Consider the following 17,208-nt stretch of genomic DNA (forward strand, 5'->3'; position numbering starts at 1 on the left):
CGTACTCGCCGTTCACGGCGCGCCGCGGCCACGGAGGGTCCGGGGGCGGGCACGGACGGTCGAAGGGCGGCAGACCCGGTCGGCGCCGGACACGGACGGTCGGACCGCCGCGGACCGGCCGGCACTCACGGCCGGGCGACGGACGCCTGTACGGACCGCCCGATCGGGCTGGAGTCGTCCATCTCGCTCATCACCAGGGCGAGCGCGCCGAGCACCTCGGCGCGGCCGCCCAGGGTGCCCGGGACGACCGAGAGCTGGCGGGCCGCGCTGGGGATGGCATAACGGGCCACCGAGTCGCGGATCGGGCCGAGCACCAGCTCACCGGCGTCGGCGAGGTCCCCGCCGAGGATCACCCGGCGCGGGTTGAGCAGGTTGCAGAGGGTGGCGACACCGGTGCCGATCTGCCGGCCGGCGTCGGCGATCACCCGGCGGCAGCCGAGGTCGCCCTGGTGGGCCAGCTCGACCACCCGGGGCACGCTCAGGTCCTGGCCGAGCGTGGAGGAGAGCAGGCCGAGCAGGTAGCGGGAGCCGACGAAGGTCTCCAGGCAGCCGCGGTTGCCGCAGCGGCAGACCGGGCCGGCCTCGTCCAGCGTGATGTGCCCTATCTCACCGGCGGTGCCGCCCGGGCCGCGGTAGATCTGCCCGTTGACCACCAGTCCCGCGCCGACGCCGCTGGCCACCTTGATGTAGGCGAGGTCGCTCAGACCGCGGCCGGCGCCCCAGACGAGTTCGCCGAGCGCGCCCAGGTTGGCGTCGTTGTCCACGTGCACCGGCATGCCGAGCCGCTCGGCCAGCTCCCGGCCGGGGGCGATGCCCGTCCAGCCGGGCAGGATCGCGGTGGAGCCCAGCGCGCCGGTCTCCACGTCGATCGGGCCGGGGACGCCGAGGCCGACGCCGATCACCTTGTCCGGGCGGAAGCCGGCCTCCTGGAGCAGCCGGTCCACCAGCGCCTCGGCGCGGTCGAAGCCCTGGGCCGCGGAGACGTCGACGTCGATCGGCTCGCTCTCCTCGGCGAGCACCCGGTGCGCGAGGTTGCCGACGGCGACCCGGAGGTGGGTGTGGCCGAAATCGATCCCCACCACGATGCCGGCGTCGCCGCTGAGCGAGACGCTGCGGGCGCGGCGGCCGCCGGAGGAGGTGTCGGCGACCACGACGGTGCCGCTCTCCTTGAGCTCCCGGACGATGTTGGACACGGTCGCCGCCGAGAGGCCGGTGGCGCGGGCGATCTCGGCCTGGGTCAGCGAGCCGGCCATCCGTACCGCGCGCAGCACCCGCTCCAGGTTGGCCCGGTGCAGTGAGGACTGCGAACCCGGTGTGTCCGTCGCCATGATCCACCCTTCCAAGGGCGAGGGAACCCCTCCGCCGGGCGATCCCTTCAACTCCTGAAGCCTAGGGCCTGACGGCGTCGGGTGGCGCGGCTACCGCGGGGGCGGGGTGGGGAAGGGGTGGGGGAGGGGCGGGGAAGGTGGTCCCGGTGGACTGCTTCGGGGGCCTCGCACGGCGCCGGTCGGTGTGCCACCGGGCGCCGGGCGGTGTACCGCCGGGGGGCCGGGCGCCGGGGACGGGGCCCCAGCTCAGAGCCGCGACGCGCGGCCTGCCGGGCTCCTGCGACCGGCCGAAAACCGCCCACCCGTACCATGGTGCCCATTCTCACCCGTCCCACCGGCCACGGACGTGACCGGCCGGGGGACGCTTCCAGACATGACGGGGCATCAGATGGCAGGGGATCACCCTACGCCGGGGGCAGGCGACACACCCGGTACCGGGCCGCAGGACAATCGGGGCGTCTCGCTCGGCCGCACGCCGGGAGGCGTGGACCCGGCCGCCGTGGCGAACCAGATGACACAGCTCGACGGGGCTCCGGTCCCCGGGCAGGGCGGACCGGCCGCGCCGGGCACCGCACCCGGGCAGCCGCCGGCCCCGGGCAGCGAGTACGCCTACGCGCCCACCGCCGCCGCCTTCCCCGCCCAGGGCGCCCCGCCGCCGCCCGGCGCCGCACCGGCCGGCCCGTACAACCCGGCCCAGCCCCCGTTCCCGGCCCCCAACGCCGGCCAGCAGTACGGCTACACCGCCCCGCCGCCGGCCGACGGCGGAGCCGGCTACGGCTACCCGCAGCAGCAGCCCGGGTACGCCTTCCCCGGCGCGCCGGTGCCGGCGCCGCCCAAGCGGCGCAACCCGGTGATGGTCTGGGGCGGCATCATCGGCGGTGTGCTGGCGATCGCCATCGTCGCCGGTCTGGTCGTGCTGTTCACCGAGAACAAGAAGGACCCGGACACCCCGTCGGCGGACGGCGGCACCAGCAGCACGGGCGGCACCACCGACAGCTCGACCACCGACCCCTCCGCGGGCACCGGCGGCGGCAGCGGCGGCAAGGCGGGCTCCTACAGCCTCGCCTGGACCGCCGCCAAGCCGGCCAACGCGGCCAGCGGCTCGCAGCTGCTCGGCATCTGGGGCGCCGACAAGGCCGTGGTGCGCGCCGACAGCTACGGCATCCGCGCACTCAACTCGGCCGACGGCAAGGAGCTGTGGACGCTCGCGCCGCCGGCCGGCAGCAAGGAGTTCTGCGCCGTCTCGTACGGGGTGAACGCGAAGCACATCGCCGCCGTCGCGCTCAACACCGGTGACAGCGACTGCTCCACCGTCGGCGCGGTCGACATCAGCACCGGCAAGCTGCTCTGGTCGGCCAAGGTCAGCACCGAGCGGATGTCCTCGCCCACCCTGACCGTCACCGAGAAGGTCATCGGCATCGGCGGCAACGTGGCCGGCGCGGTGAACATCGCCGACGGCTCGCCGGTCTGGCAGTTCCAGCCCCGTGACAAGGACTGCAACGTCTACGGCAAGGTCGCCGGCACCCAGATCGCGGTGAGCGACCGCTGCTACGGCTCCAACGCCAACCCCAAGTCGCAGCTAGTGCTGGTCGACACCGACACCGGCAAGACCACCAGCCCCGCGCCGGTCCCGTTCACCGGCAGCATCGAGCGCATCGACAAGGTCGTCTCGGACCAGCCGCTGGTGCTGCTGGTGACCAGCGGTCCGAACGGCGACTACATCCTGCCGTTCGACAAGAGCAACAAGCCGATGACCCCGATGTCGGTCAAGGAGCCCGGGGCGGACAGCCTGCGGCTCTCCGGCCAGGCGGACGCGTTCACCCAGAACGTCGTCAGCGGCACCACGCTGTACGTCCAGACCAACCCGAGCAAGCCCGCCGTCAACGCCTACGACCTGACGACCGGCAAGCGGCTCTGGTCGTCCACCGGCGGCACCAACGACGGCATCCGGCTGGTCTCCGGCACCGACAAGGACGGCAAGGTCCGGGCCGTGCTGGACATGGGCTACGGCAAGGGCGCCAAGATCGTCACGCTCGCGCCGGCCGACGGCGCGGTGACCGAACTCGGCACCATCGCCAGCCAGAAGAACTCCGACTTCATCGGCTCCAGCACCACCGAGTACGTGCTGCAGTCGGACGGTTCGCTGTTCGGTTTCGCCCGCAGCGCGGGCTCGGACGCGCCCGTGGTCAAGTACGCGAAGAAGTGACGCCGGGGGCGTAGTGCCCCGGTGCCCGACCCGGTCGAGGGCGGGGCGGAACAGGCCAACCCGCCTGTTCCGCCCCGCCCTCGAACATTTCCCCGGGCGCCGCGCGCCGGGCATGGGAGGATGCGAAGCATCAGCCTGACGAAGGAGTCCTGCGAGTGCCCGGCACCAACCTCACCCGTGAGGAGGCCCGTACCCGGGCCGACCTCCTGCACGTGGACGCGTACGACATCGAGCTCGACCTGAGCTCGGCCCGGGAGGGAGGCACCTTCCGGTCCACCACCGTGGTCCGGTTCAGCGCCAACACCCCCGGCGCGTCCTCCTTCATCGACCTCGTGGCGCCGAGCGTCGAGGAGATCACCCTCAACGGCGAGCGGCTCGACAACGCCAACTTCTCCGACAGCCGGATCACGCTGCCGAACCTGGCCGCCGAGAACGAGCTGCGGATCGTCGCCGACTGCGCCTACACCAACACCGGTGAGGGCCTGCACCGGTTCGTCGACCCGGTCGACGACGAGACCTACCTGTACACCCAGTTCGAGGTGCCGGACGCCCGCCGCGTCTTCGCCACCTTCGAGCAGCCCGACCTCAAGGCCACGTTCGCCTTCACGGTGACCGCGCCCACCGGCTGGGTCGTGGTCTCCAACTCGCCCACCCCGACCCCGGTCGGCGAGGGCGACAGCCAGGTCTGGACGTTCGAGCCCACCGGCCGGATCTCCTCCTACATCACGGCACTGGTCGCCGGCCCGTACGTCGGGGTCTTCGACAGCTACGAGAACGGCGACCAGAAGGTCCCGCTGGGTGTGTACTGCCGCCCGTCGCTGCGTGAGTTCCTGGACGCCGAGGCGATCTTCGAGGTCACCAAGCAGGGCTTCGACTACTTCCAGGAGAAGTTCGACTTCCCCTACCCGTTCGCCAAGTACGACCAGCTGTTCGTCCCGGAGTTCAACGCCGGCGCGATGGAGAACGCGGGCGCCGTCACCCTGCGGGACCAGTACGTGTTCCGCTCCAAGGTGACCGACGCCGCGTACGAGGCGCGGGCCGCGACCATCCTGCACGAGCTCGCCCACATGTGGTTCGGCGACCTCGTCACCATGGAGTGGTGGAACGACCTCTGGCTGAACGAGTCGTTCGCGACCTTCGCCGAGGCCGTCTGCCAGGCCGAGGCCCCCGGTTCGAAGTGGCCGCACTCCTGGACCACCTTCGCCAACCAGATGAAGACCTGGGCGTACCGGCAGGACCAGCTGCCGTCCACCCACCCGATCATGGCCGACATCAACGACCTGGAGGACGTCCAGGTCAACTTCGACGGCATCACCTACGCCAAGGGCGCCTCGGTCCTCAAGCAGCTGGTGGCGTACGTCGGCCAGGACGCCTTCTTCCAGGGCGTGCAGGCCTACTTCAAGCGGCACGCCTGGGGCAACACCCGCCTGGCCGACCTGCTCGGCGCACTGGAGGAGGCCAGCGGGCGCGACCTCAAGGCCTGGTCCAAGGCGTGGCTGGAGACGGCCGGCATCAACGTGCTGCGCCCGGCCCTCACCCTCAACACCGACGGCGAGATCGAGTCCTTCGCCGTGCTGCAGGAGGCCCCCGCGCTGCCGGCCGGCGCCAAGGGCGAGGCCGTCCTGCGCCCGCACCGGATCGCCATCGGCCTCTACGAGCTGGCCGACGGCGCGCTGGTGCGCACCGACCGGATCGAGCTGGACGTCGACGGTCCGCGCACCGAGGTCCCCGAGCTGGTCGGCCGGCACCGCCCGGCCGTCATCCTGCTCAACGACGACGACCTCTCCTACGCCAAGGTCCGCCTGGACGAGGACTCGCTGGCCGTCGTCACCGAGCACCTCGGCGGCTTCACCGACTCGCTGCCGCGCGCCCTGTGCTGGGCCTCCGCCTGGGACATGACCCGCGACGGCGAGATGGCCGCCCGCGACTACCTGGAGCTGGCCGTCTCCGGCCTCCGCCGGGAGTCCGACATCGGCGTCGTCCAGTCGGTGCACCGCCAGGTCAAGCTCGCCCTCGACGCCTACACCGACCCGGCGTGGAGCGAGCAGGGTCTCGCCCGCTGGGCCGAGGCCGCCGAGGAGCAGCTGCGCGCCGCCCAGCCCGGCAGCGACCACCAGCTGGCCTGGGCCCGCGCGCTGGCCGCCGTCGCCCGCAGCGAGGGGCAGCTGGACCTGCTCGCCGCGCTGCTGGACGGCTCGGTCGAGATCAAGGGCCTGGCCGTGGACACCGAGCTGCGCTGGACGCTGCTCGGCCGGCTGGCCGCCACCGGCCGCGCCGACGAGGCCGCCATCGCGGCCGAGCTGGCCCGCGACAACACCGCGGCCGGCCAGGAGCACGCCGCCAGCTGCCGGGCCGCCGTGCCGACCACCGAGGCCAAGGCCGCGGCCTGGGCCTCGGTGATGGAGTCGGACAAGCTCACCAACTACGTCCAGGACGCGGTGATCGCCGGCTTCCAGCAGGCCGACCAGCGCGAGCTGCTGGCGCCCTACGGCGCGAAGTACTTCGCGGCGCTCAAGGGCATCTGGGAGAGCCGCAGCCACGAGATCGCGATGCTGATCATCGTGGGGCTGTACCCGTCGCTGCAGGTCGAGCAGGCCACGCTGGACGCCACCGACGCCTGGCTGAGCACGGCCGAGCCGGCGCCGGCGCTGCGTCGCCGGGTGATCGAGCAGCGCGCCGGGGTCGAGCGCGCCATCAAGGCGCAGGCCGCCGACCGGGCGGCGGGCGCCCGGGCGCTGGGGCACTGAGCCGGTCGGGGTCCCGGGGCCGAGCCCCGGGACCCCACTGACGCCCGAGGGGGCGCCGGACGATGTCCGGCGCCCCCTCGGGCGTTGTACCAGGCTCGGGTGGAAGCCCTCGGTTACTTCTTCTTGTCCTTGCTGCCGTACGGCAGCCCGGCGAGGCCGGCGATGACCACGAAGGCCACGATCGGCAGCAGCACGTACAGGCCGAGGGTCTGGGCGACGCTCAGGCCGCTACCCGGGTCGTCGCCGTCGTCCCGGGAGAGGGCCATGGCGGGCGACGACAGCAGCATCATCAGCGTGACCGTTGCGGTGACCGCGCCGGCTCGCAAAGCGTTCCTCTTGTCCACGCTGCTCAACTTACCCGCCGCTTACGTCGCCGCGCTCGGCGGGGTCGGCCTTTCGGGCCTGCCCGCCGGCGGCCCGCAGAACGCCGGTCAAGGCCTGTGCGGCCGGGGCGGCGGCCAGCTCGTCCAGCGTCACCGGGCGGCCGGAGCCGTCCGCGACCGGCAGCCGCCAATTGGGGTACTGGTCCCAGGTGCCGGGCAGGTTCTGCGGGCGCGGGTCCCCCACCAGGTCGGGCAGCCAGAGGCCGACCAGCTCGGCCGGGGTGGCCCGCAGGAAGCGGTACAGCGCCGCCGCCGAGAGCTCCTCGCCCTCGGCCAGCAGGCCCAGCCGGGTCAGCTCGGCCCGCCACTCGGCCAGCTCGGCCGCCGCCTGCGCCTGCTCCTCGTCGAGCGACCTGGCGAGCAGGCCGAGCCGGTGGCGCAGCTCCACGTGCTCGCCGGTCAGCCGGGCGGCGGTGCTCGGGAGGTCGTGGGTGGTCAGGGTGGCCAGGCTGCCCGGCCGCCAGCGCTCCGGGGGCAGGATCTCGCCCTCGGCCTGCCAGTCCCGCTCGAACCAGAGCACCGAGGTGCCCAGGACGCCGCGCGCCGCCAGCTCCTCGCGGACGCCCGGCTCCACGGTGCCGAGGTCCTCGCCGATCACCGCCGTGCCGGCCCGGTACGCCTCCAGGGCCAGCACGCCCAGCATCGCCTCGGCGTCGTAGTGGACGTAGGCGCCCTCGGTCGGCGGGTGGCCGGCCGGCACCCACCAGAGCCGGAACAGGCCCATCACGTGGTCGATCCGGATCGCCCCCGCGTGCCGGGCCGCCGAGCGCAGCAGCTCCGCGTACGGGGCGTAGCCGGAGGCGGCCAGGGCGTCCGGGCGCCAGGGCGGCAGGCCCCAGTCCTGGCCGTGGGCGTTGAAGGCGTCCGGCGGGGCGCCGACCGAGATGCCGCCGCCCAGCGCGTACTGGAGCGCCCAGGCGTCGGCGCCGTCGGGGTGGACGCCGACGGCGAGGTCGTGGATCAGTCCGACGGCCATGCCGGCGGTGCGCGCGGCCTGCTGGGCCGCGGCGAGCTGCCGGTCGACCTGCCAGGCGAGCCAGCGGTGGAACTCGACGCGGTCCGCGAGCTCCTCGGCGGCGAGGACGACGTGCGGGCTGTCCGGATGGCGCAGCCCCTTCGGCCAGGCGTGCCAGTCGGCGCCGTGCACCTCGGCGAGGGCGTTCCAGAGCGCGTACCGCTCCAGCCACTCGCCCTCCCGCCGCCGGAAGGCCTCGTAGGCGGCCCGGGCGCCCGCGCCGCGCTCCACCTCGTGCAGCAGCTCCAGGGCGCGGCGCTTCAGCGCCCAGACGGCGTCCCGGTCGATCAGGCCGTCGTGGCCCAGCACCTCGGCACGCAGCCGGGCGGCGCGCCGGCCCAGCTCCTCGGCCTCGGCCCGCTGCTCGCCCGTCAGGTACGCGTACTCGGGCACCGCCTCGACCCGCAGGTGGACGGGGTCGGCGAAGCGGCGCGAGGAGGGCCGGTAGGGGGACGGGTCGGAGGGGGTGCCCGGCAGCCCCGCGTGCAGCGGGTTGATCTGCACGAAGCCCGCGCCGAGGCTCCCGGCCCACTGGGTGAGTTCGGCGAGGTCGGCGAGGTCGCCCATGCCCCAGGAGCGGTCGGAGAGCACGGAGTAGAGCTGCGCGAGGAAGCCCCAGCCGCGGCCGGGGAGTTGCGGCAGCCGCTCCGGGGCGACGATCAGGTGGGCGTCCTGGCGCGTGCCGTCGGTCACCGCGCTGAGCCGGTGCCGCCCGAGCGGCAGGTCGGCGGGCAGCCAGTGGGAGTGCCCGCGCGGCAGCTCCCAGACGCCGCCGTCCTCCAGCTCGACGCTGAGCCGGGCGTCCGCCGGCGCGTCCAGCGCCGTCCGCCGCCCGGCCCGCACCACCACGCAGGGCGGCAGCGACCGCGCCCGCTGCCCGGCCCGGTGGCGCTCCAGTGCCGCCCGGGCCGCCTCCGGCGTGCCCGCCTCCACGCCCAGCGCGGCCAGCACCGCCACCAGTGTCCGCGCCGACGGCTGGAGAGCCGTGTCCACCCCGTACGCCTGCGCCAGCGCGACCAGCTCGGCGGGAGGCGGCGGCGCGTCCTGCGCGGGCACCTCCAGGCCGTCGGCTCCGTCACGGTCGAGATAAGCGGCCACTCGCGGCTCCTGCGATGTCTCGGCAACGCCCGGTCAGAACAGCCACAGTCCTACCCGCGTGACACCCCGGTCACCCGGTGCGACACACGGGCCGGGCCGGGGACGCCCGCCGACGGTGCGTCATCCGGGCCCGCGCGGCGGGCTCGGACAGCCGGCGGGGGCGCCCGCGATCGCGCGCGGGCCGGGGTTCCGCGAAGGAGGGTGATGAAAGTACAAAAAGGACAAACTTGGCATACCCGTCGGTGACGTTGACACCGGCATGGCCAACTGGTGGGCTTTGGCGCGTTGTGGTCGATGCCTGGCGAGGAGGCTCCTGTGCAAGCCCGAGTGTCCGTCGCCGCGGGGCGGCGGTTGAGGCAGCAGCTGGAGCAGAGTCCGGCGCTGCGGGACGTGTTGCAGCACCCGGCGGCGCTCGCGGCGCGGCGGGCGACGGCGCGGACGTGCCGTCAGCTGGCGCCCCGGACGGCGGACCGGCTGATCGCGGATCTCAAGGGCACGGAGCCGCTGCTGGCGTCGGTGCGGGCCGAGCGGGCCCGGGCCTGGACGCCGAGCCGGCGGCGGACGCTGCAGGTGGCGGCGACGCTCTCGGCCGCGGCCGTGGTCGGCGGGCTGCTGGTGAGCGGCCCGGCCGCGTACGCCTACAGCCCCGGGCCGGACGTGGTGAGCACCGCGGCGCAGACGCCGCTGGGCAGTGTGAGCAACCCTCAGGTCTTCCCGCGGCCGCAGGAGCAGAGCGTGGCCGGCAGGCCGGTCACGGTGCCCGCCGCGGTGACGCTGGTGACCTCGGCGAAGGCGGACCACGGCGCGGTGGACACCGTGCGCGAGGTGCTGGGCGTGGCCGGGGCCACCACGGTGACGCCGCAGGCGGAGGCCGGGACGCCGGCCGCCGGATCGCTGGTGGTCTACGTCGGCGGACCGGCCGAGGAGGCCGGCGGCGAGGTCGACCGGGCGCTGCGCGAACTGACCGCGGCGGCCGGCGGCAAGGACGGCGGTGCGCCCTCCACGGCGGGGATGCCGGCCGGCGGGTACGTGCTCTCGGCCGGCCAGCTGCCGGCCCCGGGCGGCGGGACGTACGGCGTGGTGGTGCTGGCCGGGGCCGACCAGGCGGGCACCTTCTACGCGGCGCAGAGCATGCGCCAGCTGCTGGCCGCCGTACCGCCCGGACAGGGGCAGGCGCCGGGCGCGGCCGGCCTCGGGCTGCCCGGGATCACACTGCGCGACTGGCCGTCCGGCGCACCGGTGCGCGGTACCGCGGAGGCGTTCTACGGCACCCCGTGGAGCCAGCAGCAGCGCCTCGACCAACTGGACTTCCTGGGCCGCTCCAAGCAGAACTTCTACCTCTACGCCCCCGGTGACGACCCGTACCGGCTCTCCCGCTGGCGCGACGCCTACCCGGCGGCCCGGGCCGAGGACCTCAAGGCGCTGACCGCCCGAGCCGGCGCGAACCACGTGACGGCCGGCTACGCGATCGACCCGGGGCAGTCGTTCTGCTACAGCTCGGCCAAGGACGCGGACGCGCTGGTCGCCAAGCTGGACGGGCTGCGGGCGCTCGGCTTCACCGCCTTCCAGCTGCAGTTCCTGGACGTCTCCTACGACGAGTGGCACTGCGGCGACGACCGCTCCAAGTACGGCACCGGTCCGGCCGCCGCCGCCAAGGCGCAGGCCGAGCTGGCGGCCAAGGTGCAGGACCGGCTGATCGCGAAGCACCCGGGGCTGGCGCCGCTGTCCGTGGTGCCGACCGAGTACCACCAGCAGGGCTCCACGCCGTACCGCAAGGCGCTGGCGGCGGCGCTGCCGGCGGGCGTGCAGGTGGCCTGGAGCGGTGTCGGGGTGATCCCGGAGAAGATCACGGGCGCTCAGGCCGCCGAGACCGCCGAGCTGTACGGGCGCCCGCTGGTCACCATGGACAACTACCCGGTGAACGACGCCAACCCGGACCGGCTCTTCCTCGGCGCCTACACCGGCCGGGACGCCGAGGTCGCCACCCGGTCGGCCGTCATGCTGACCGGTGCGATGGAGCAGCCGGTGGCCTCGCGGATCGCCCTGGCGACCGCCGGGGACTTCGCCTGGAACCCGGGCGGGTACAAGCCGGAGGACTCCTGGCAGGCCGCGCTGCGCTCGCTGGCGGGCCCGGCCGGCGCCACCGCCGCCCCGGCCGGGGCGGTCCTGGCCTCCGTCACCGCGCTGGCCGGCAACAGCTCCTCCTCGCCGCTGTCCAAGGATGAGTCCGGCTACCTCAACCCGCTGCTGGAGCGGTTCTGGGCGACCGCCGAGCCGAACGCCGGCGCGGCGCCCGACCTCGCCCGGCTGATAGAGGCGGCGGCCCCGTTGCGGGAGTCCTTCGCCGCGATGGCGGGCGCCCAGCAGACCCTGAGCGCCACCCCGGCCACCGCCCCGCTGGCCGCCGAGGCCGGCCCCTGGCTGGCCCCGCTGCGCGACTACGGCCTGGCCGGCCAGGCGGCGCTGGACATGCTGCTGGCCCAGCGCGGCGGCGACGGCGCGGCGGCCTGGCGGGCCCGGGTGGAGCTCAACAAGCTGCGCGAGCAGCTCGCCCAGAGCCCGGCGACGGTCGGGGCGGGCGTGCTCGGCCCGTTCCTGGAGCGCGCCGTGCGGGCCGCCGACAACTGGGCCGGCGTGGTCGGCGGCGGGGCCGCCCCGACCACCACCCTGGGCACCGCGCACGACCACCTGCCGGCGCTGATGACCGACGGCGTGGCCGACACCTTCTACTGGAGCTCGGCGCCGCCGCAGCCCGGCGACTCGGTGGGCCTCGACCTCGGCGGCGGCCGCCCGGTCGGCAGCGTCACCGTGCTGATGGGCTCCTGGGGCAGCGGCCCGGACGGCCAGAACGCGCTGGACGACTACATCCACGACGGGGTGCTGGAGTACTCCACCGGCGAGGGCGGCTGGAAGCAGCTCGCCCAGGTGAGGAACCAGAAGAGCGTCACCGCCCAGCTGCCCGGCGGGGCGGTCGTGCGCGGGGTGCGGCTGCGGGCCACCGCCGCCCAGAAGACCGCCGTCGCGGTCCGCGAGTTCACCGTGACCGCGCCGGACGAGGCCCCGGCCAGCGTCACCGGCGGCCCGGCCGCGCTGCCCGGCGCCTCGGCCGGCGCCGTGCTGGACGGCAACCCGGACACCGCCTACCGGGCGGCCACCGCGCCGACCGCCGCCGACGAGCCGCTCACCGTCGAGCTGGGCGCGGCCCGGCCGCTGGACCGGCTGACCGTCCTCACCGACCCGACCGTGCGGGCCTCGGCCACCGTCTCGGTGCGGCGCGCCGACGGCAGCTGGGCGGAGATCGGCACCGTGCAGCCCGGCTACAACGAGCTGCCGGCCGGCGGCCAGAGCGCGGACGCCTTCCGGCTGGCCTGGAAGCCCGGCGGGGAGCCGCCGGTCGTCAACCAGGTGATCCCCTGGTACGCGGACGCCCCGGCCGCCCGGCTGAGCCTGGCCGACGCCGCGCTGGACGTGGTGACCGGCGCGGCCGCGCCGGTGCAGGCCCGCGCGATGATCGAGGCGGGCCGGCCGGAGGGCGCGGTCGGCGAGCTGCGCACCGAGGTGCCGGCCGTGGCCAAGGGCCTGACCGTGGCGCCGGCCTCCGGGGTGAGCGTGCCGCGCGGCGGCCGGGTGGGCGTGCCGCTGCTGATCAGCGCCGCGCCGGGGACGCCGTCCGGCACCTACCAGGTGCCGGTGCAGTTCGTGACCGGCTCGACCACCGTGCGGCAGGTGCTGCAGGTGCACGTGGTGCCGCCGACCGGCGGCCCGGACCTCGCCGGTACCGCGAAGGCCGCCTCCTCGGCCGACGAGACCTCGGCCTTCCCCGCCTCGGCGGTGGCCGACGGCGACCCGAAGAGCCGCTGGTCCTCCCCCGCCAAGGACGACGCCTGGGTCCAGCTGGAGCTGCCGAAGGCCGCCCACCTGGGCTCGGCGGTGCTGCACTGGCAGGCCGCGTACGCCTCGTCGTACAAGATCCAGGCCTCGGCGGACGGCGTCTCCTGGACGACGGTGGCGACGGTCGACGACGGCAAGGGCGGCAACGAGACGGTGCGGTTCGACGCGCCGGACGCGAAGTTCCTGCGGGTCCAGGGCGTCGCCCGGGCGACCAAGTACGGCTACTCGCTCTGGGGCGTGGAGCTGTACGCCGTCACCGACCCGGCGACGGCCGGGCAGCCGGCCACGACACCGGGCACCCCGGCGGTACCGGCCACGCCCGCGGTGCCGGCCGCCCCGCCCGCGACCACCGCACCGGTGACGCCGTCCGGATCGCCCTCGCAGAAGCCGTAGCGGATCCCGCCGTGCCGGGCCGGGCGGGCCCGGAGGTCGCGCCCGCCGTGACGGGCCCTCGAACGGCGGGCCGCCGCGCTCCCCGATACGGGGTGCGCGGCGGCCCATGAGGCGTACCGGAGATATGACGGGCAAGCCCTTGGTGGAGCGGGGTCAGGCGGAGAGCGGTTCGGCCTGCTCACCGCGGCGGACGGGGGCGGAGTGGGCGCCGTGCGCCCGGGTCAGCGGCAGCGCGTGCGCGGCCTCGGTATGGTCGTGGTGCTCGTACTCGGCCCACTGCGGGGCGTGCAGCTGGTCGCCTCCGCCGTACGGCTCCAGGTAGGGCCGCCAGCGCGGATCCTTGATCCCGGTGCCGATGATGCGCCAGGCCAGGCCGCTGGGCGGGGCGGGCGGGCGCTTCATCCGCCAGCCGAGTTCGGTGAGGTGGCGGTCGGCCTTGGTGTGGTTGCAGCGGCGGCAGGCTGCCACCACGTTGTCCCACCGGTGCTGGCCGCCCCGGCTGCGCGGGATGACGTGGTCGACGCTGGTGGCGGCGGCCCCGCAGTAGACGCAGCGGCCGTGGTCACGGGCGAACAGCGCCCGGCGGGTGAGCGGGACCGGCCCGCAGAACGGGACCCGGACGAAGCGGGTCAGACGGACGACGGACGGCGCCGGAAGGGCGCTGGTGGCGCTGTGCAGAGTGACTCCCGAGTCCTCCAGGCTGACCGCCTTGTGGTTGAGGACCAGGATGAGTGCGCGGCGCATCGATACGACGCCGAGCGGCTCGTAGGACGCGTTGAGGACCAGGACATGCGGCACGGATGCCTCCTTGGACGCCTGCGGCGCGTGGCTCGCGCCGGGACGAGCGGTTCGACCGCGCAACGGGTGCGTGATCTCCCCCAGTGTCGCCTTACGCCTTTGTACGGCGCCACCACTCCTGTGTAACGGAGCGGATGTGAACTCCGGGTGTGGGTTCTGTCATACCCGATATGCCCGGGCGAAGGACGGGTTGCACCCGGGTGCCCTCGCGGAGGCCCCTTCGCCCGCTCGGAGCAGCGGGCCACCCGGGTGCCGCCCGGACGGCGCGCGGGCCGTCCCGGCACCGTTCAGGGGCCGCGCGGGGGGTCGCCCGGGGGCCCGACCGGGGGCGTGCCGGGGCGTTGACGGGGCGTCCGGGCCGTGGTCACGCGCCCCGGAGCGGCTCCCGCCGGGCGGGTCGGCGGCCGCCCGGCGTGTCCGGGGCGCGGCCGGACGGCGGATAGGCTAAGGCGGACGGTCCGCAGGCCCCGGGTGTGCTTCCGCGTCGGCGGGCTGTGCCACGCCCCCTGCAGGAAGGTCCCCGCACGTGTTCAGGTCCGGTGCCGCCGGTCTCCTCGCCGACGCGTCCACGACGCTCTCGTCCACGCCGCCGAGCCCGTCCCCGAGCCCCACGGCCCCGCAGCTGCCGCAGTTCGACCTCAGGATCCCGACCAGCGCGCAGGAGGTCAGCGACACCACCAAGCAGGCGGCCGGCTGGTTCGACTCGCACTGGCAGGACTGGCTGGCCGGCGGGGTGCGGATCGTCTTCATCGTCGTCCTGGCGCTGGTGCTGCGGGCCGTGGTGCGCAAGCTGATCACCCAGTTGATAGCGCGGATGATCAAGCCGAACGAGGCCGACGAGGAGCCCGGCCGGCTCGGCGGGCTGCTGGCCAACACCGGGGTGGTCAACCCCGAGCGCCGGCAGCAGCGCTCCGAGGCGATCGGCTCGGTGCTGCGCAGCGTCGCGTCGTTCAGCATCCTGGGCACGGCCGCGCTGATGGTCCTCTCGGCGCTCGGGGTGAACCTGGCGCCGCTGCTGGCGAGTGCCGGTGTGGCCGGTGTGGCGATCGGTTTCGGCGCCCGCAACCTGGTCACGGACTTCCTCTCCGGGGTCTTCATGATCATGGAGGACCAGTACGGCGTCGGCGACGAGATCGACACCGGGGTGGCCACCGGCACGGTGCTGGAGGTCGGCCTGCGGGTCACCAAGCTGCGCGGCGCGGGCGGCGAGATCTGGTACATCCGCAACGGCGAGGTGAAGCGGATCGCCAACATGAGCCAGGGCTGGTCGACCGCCTCGGTGGACGTCCAGGTCGGCTACAAGGAGGACCTGGCCCGGGTCGAGGCGCTGATCCAGGAGACCGCGGAGACGCTGGCCAAGGAGGCGCCGTTCGACGAGCTGGTCTGGGCGCCGGTCTCGATCCTGGGCGTGGAGTCCGTCGCGGTGGACTCGGTGGTGCTGCGGGTCGAGGCGCGCACCGCCCCGGGCAAGGCGCTGTCGGTCGCCCGGGCGCTGCGGCACCGGCTGAAGACCGCGTTCGACCAGGCCGGGATCAAGGTCAAGGAGGAGCCGCCGGCCGCCGCCGGCGTCGCCGCGGCCACCGGGGCGGCGGCCTCCGGGGTGGTGCTGACGGCCGCCTCGGTGACACCGTCCGCCGACACCGCCCCGCCGTCCGCGCTGGCCGACCCGGCCTCGCCGCGCTACCTCGCGACGGCGCCGATACCGGCTCCGGTGAAGCCCGCCGACGACGCCTCCAAGGCGCCCTGACGGCCCGGGCGCCCGGACGCCGACGGGCCCCGCCGCCCGGCCCGGGCGCCCCGCGCACCCGGGCGCCCACGACGCCGGAGCGCGGCGCGAACCGGAGCAAAGCCCCGCCTCCCGGACATCGGGGGGCGGGGCTTCGCGCTGCCCGGTAACGCTTCGGCATCCACCGCCGGAAGGACCATTGACACCCTCCTGACGAGGACCGTACGGTCCTGTCCAAGCGACTGGAAAGTTTCCTAACAGTTCGCTTCGAGCCCACCCGGTGATCACCGTGACGTGTCAGGAGAGGAGGATCCGCGTCGTGAGCAGACCATCCGCCAAGGCCCCCCTCGCCGGCACCCCCAGCCTCCTGCGCGCCATCAACGACCGCGCGGCCCTCGAACTGCTACTGGAGAACGGCCCGCTCTCGCGGACCCAGATCGGCACCCTGACCGGGCTCTCCAAGCCCACCGCCTCCCAGCTGCTGGCCCGCCTGGAGGCGGCCGGGCTCGTCCTGCCGGTGGGCACCACCGCCGGCGGGCCGGGCCCCAACGCTCAGCTCTACCAGGTGAACCCGGCCGCCGGTCACGTCGCCGGCCTGGACGTCACCAACAGCCACGCCCGGATCGCGGTCGCCGACATCACCGGCGTCACGCTGGCCGAGCACGTCGTCCCGACCAAGGGCTGGACCGCCGCCGAGACGGTCACCCGGGTCGCCGCGGCCGTCGCCGGGACGGTCCGGGCCGCCGGGCTCGCCGAGGGCGCCCTGCGCACGGTGGCGATCGGCGTCGGCGGCGCGCCCGACCCCGTCACCGGCAAGCTCCGCTACGCCTCCCACCTGCCCGGCTGGCACTCCCCGCGACTGGTGCAGGACCTCTCCGAGGCGATCGGCGCACCGGTGTCGATCGAGAACGACGTGAACCTCGCCGCCGTCGCCGAGCAGGCCTCCGGCGCGGCGCGCGGGTTCGAGGACTTCGTCCTGCTCTGGGCCGGCGAGGGCATCGGCGCGGCGATCGTGATCGCCGGCCGGCTGCACCGCGGCTTCACCGGGGGCGCCGGGGAGGTCGGCTACATGCCCGTCCCCGGCTCGCCGGTGGTGCGGGACGTCCGCCGCCGCAACTCCGGCGGGTTCCAGGAACTGGCCGGCGCACCCGCCGTCCGGGCCCTGGCCCGGGAGTACGGGCTCGGCGCGCCCAGCGCGGAGGAGTCGCTCGCCAAGGCCCTGGCGACCCCGGGGGCCGGCGACGAGTTCCTCGCCGCGCTGGCCGGCCGGCTCGCCGTCGGACTGGCCGCGATCGTCGCCGTCGTGGACCCCGAGCTCGTGGTGGTCTCCGGCGGCGTGCCGAACGCGGGCGGCGAGCGGCTGCGCGCCCTCGTCGAGGAGGAGCTGGCCCGGATCTCGATCGCCCGGCCGGAGGTCCGCAGCAGCGCCCTGCCCGGCTCACCCGTCCTGCTCGGCGCACTGCAACGCGCCCTGGCAGCCGCTCGCGAGGCGGTCTTCTCCACGCACTGAAGGCCGCCCCACCGCGGCCCCCGCCGCACCGCCCACCGCCGGTTCCCACCGCACCGAAGCCCTGCACCAAAGCCCCTGCACACCTCTCCCCAACCCCCTTACGCGGGACCAGA

Annotated in this window: 9 protein-coding genes; 5 read left to right on the top strand and 4 right to left on the bottom strand. The window is 74.9% G+C overall.

Going from position 1 to position 17,208, the window contains the following annotated elements; all coding sequences use genetic code 11:
- Positions 1–125: 125 nt before the first annotated feature.
- Positions 126–1,328, bottom strand: coding sequence for an ROK family transcriptional regulator (locus ACZ4UX_RS19190; RefSeq protein WP_329489976.1), 1,203 nt, complete (start codon positions 1,326–1,328; stop codon positions 126–128).
- 511 nt (positions 1,329–1,839) lie between these two features.
- Between ACZ4UX_RS19190 and ACZ4UX_RS19195 the strand changes: the two genes are divergently transcribed.
- Positions 1,840–3,534, top strand: a complete 1,695-nt coding sequence (locus tag ACZ4UX_RS19195) for an outer membrane protein assembly factor BamB family protein (protein WP_465707490.1) — start codon at positions 1,840–1,842, stop codon at positions 3,532–3,534.
- A 155-nt stretch (positions 3,535–3,689) separates the two neighbouring features.
- Positions 3,690–6,281 (top strand): aminopeptidase N, encoded by a 2,592-nt coding sequence (pepN, locus tag ACZ4UX_RS19200; protein ID WP_465707491.1) that lies wholly within the window; start codon positions 3,690–3,692, stop codon positions 6,279–6,281.
- Between the two features lie 113 nt (positions 6,282–6,394).
- On the opposite strand, the gene ACZ4UX_RS19205 is transcribed toward pepN, so the two are convergent.
- Complete coding sequence (locus tag ACZ4UX_RS19205) at positions 6,395–6,625, bottom strand: hypothetical protein (protein ID WP_380391966.1); 231 nt, start codon at positions 6,623–6,625, stop codon at positions 6,395–6,397.
- Positions 6,626–6,635: 10 nt separating this feature from the next.
- Positions 6,636–8,735, bottom strand: a complete 2,100-nt coding sequence (malQ, locus tag ACZ4UX_RS19210) for a 4-alpha-glucanotransferase (protein ID WP_465707533.1) — start codon at positions 8,733–8,735, stop codon at positions 6,636–6,638.
- Between the two features lie 357 nt (positions 8,736–9,092).
- Here malQ and ACZ4UX_RS19215 point away from each other — a divergent pair, with 357 nt between their 5' ends.
- Positions 9,093–13,061, top strand: coding sequence for a beta-N-acetylglucosaminidase domain-containing protein (locus ACZ4UX_RS19215; RefSeq protein WP_465707492.1), 3,969 nt, complete (start codon positions 9,093–9,095; stop codon positions 13,059–13,061).
- Between the two features lie 153 nt (positions 13,062–13,214).
- Here the strand turns inward: ACZ4UX_RS19215 and ACZ4UX_RS19220 are convergent, their stop codons facing one another.
- Positions 13,215–13,859 carry an HNH endonuclease gene (locus tag ACZ4UX_RS19220; protein WP_352293908.1) on the bottom strand — a complete coding sequence of 215 codons (645 nt, stop codon included), beginning with the start codon at positions 13,857–13,859 and terminating at the stop codon, positions 13,215–13,217.
- 526 nt (positions 13,860–14,385) lie between these two features.
- Here ACZ4UX_RS19220 and ACZ4UX_RS19225 point away from each other — a divergent pair.
- Together ACZ4UX_RS19225 and ACZ4UX_RS19230 are read left to right on the top strand one after the other, a co-directional pair.
- Entirely contained in the window at positions 14,386–15,606 is a 1,221-nt protein-coding gene (locus ACZ4UX_RS19225; RefSeq protein WP_329489970.1) for a mechanosensitive ion channel family protein, read from the top strand.
- Between the two features lie 298 nt (positions 15,607–15,904).
- Positions 15,905–17,095, top strand: a complete 1,191-nt coding sequence (locus ACZ4UX_RS19230) for an ROK family transcriptional regulator (RefSeq protein ID WP_329489969.1) — start codon at positions 15,905–15,907, stop codon at positions 17,093–17,095.
- The last annotated feature ends 113 nt before the right edge of the window (positions 17,096–17,208 follow it).

This window comes from Kitasatospora sp. NPDC028961, from assembly GCF_055564815.1.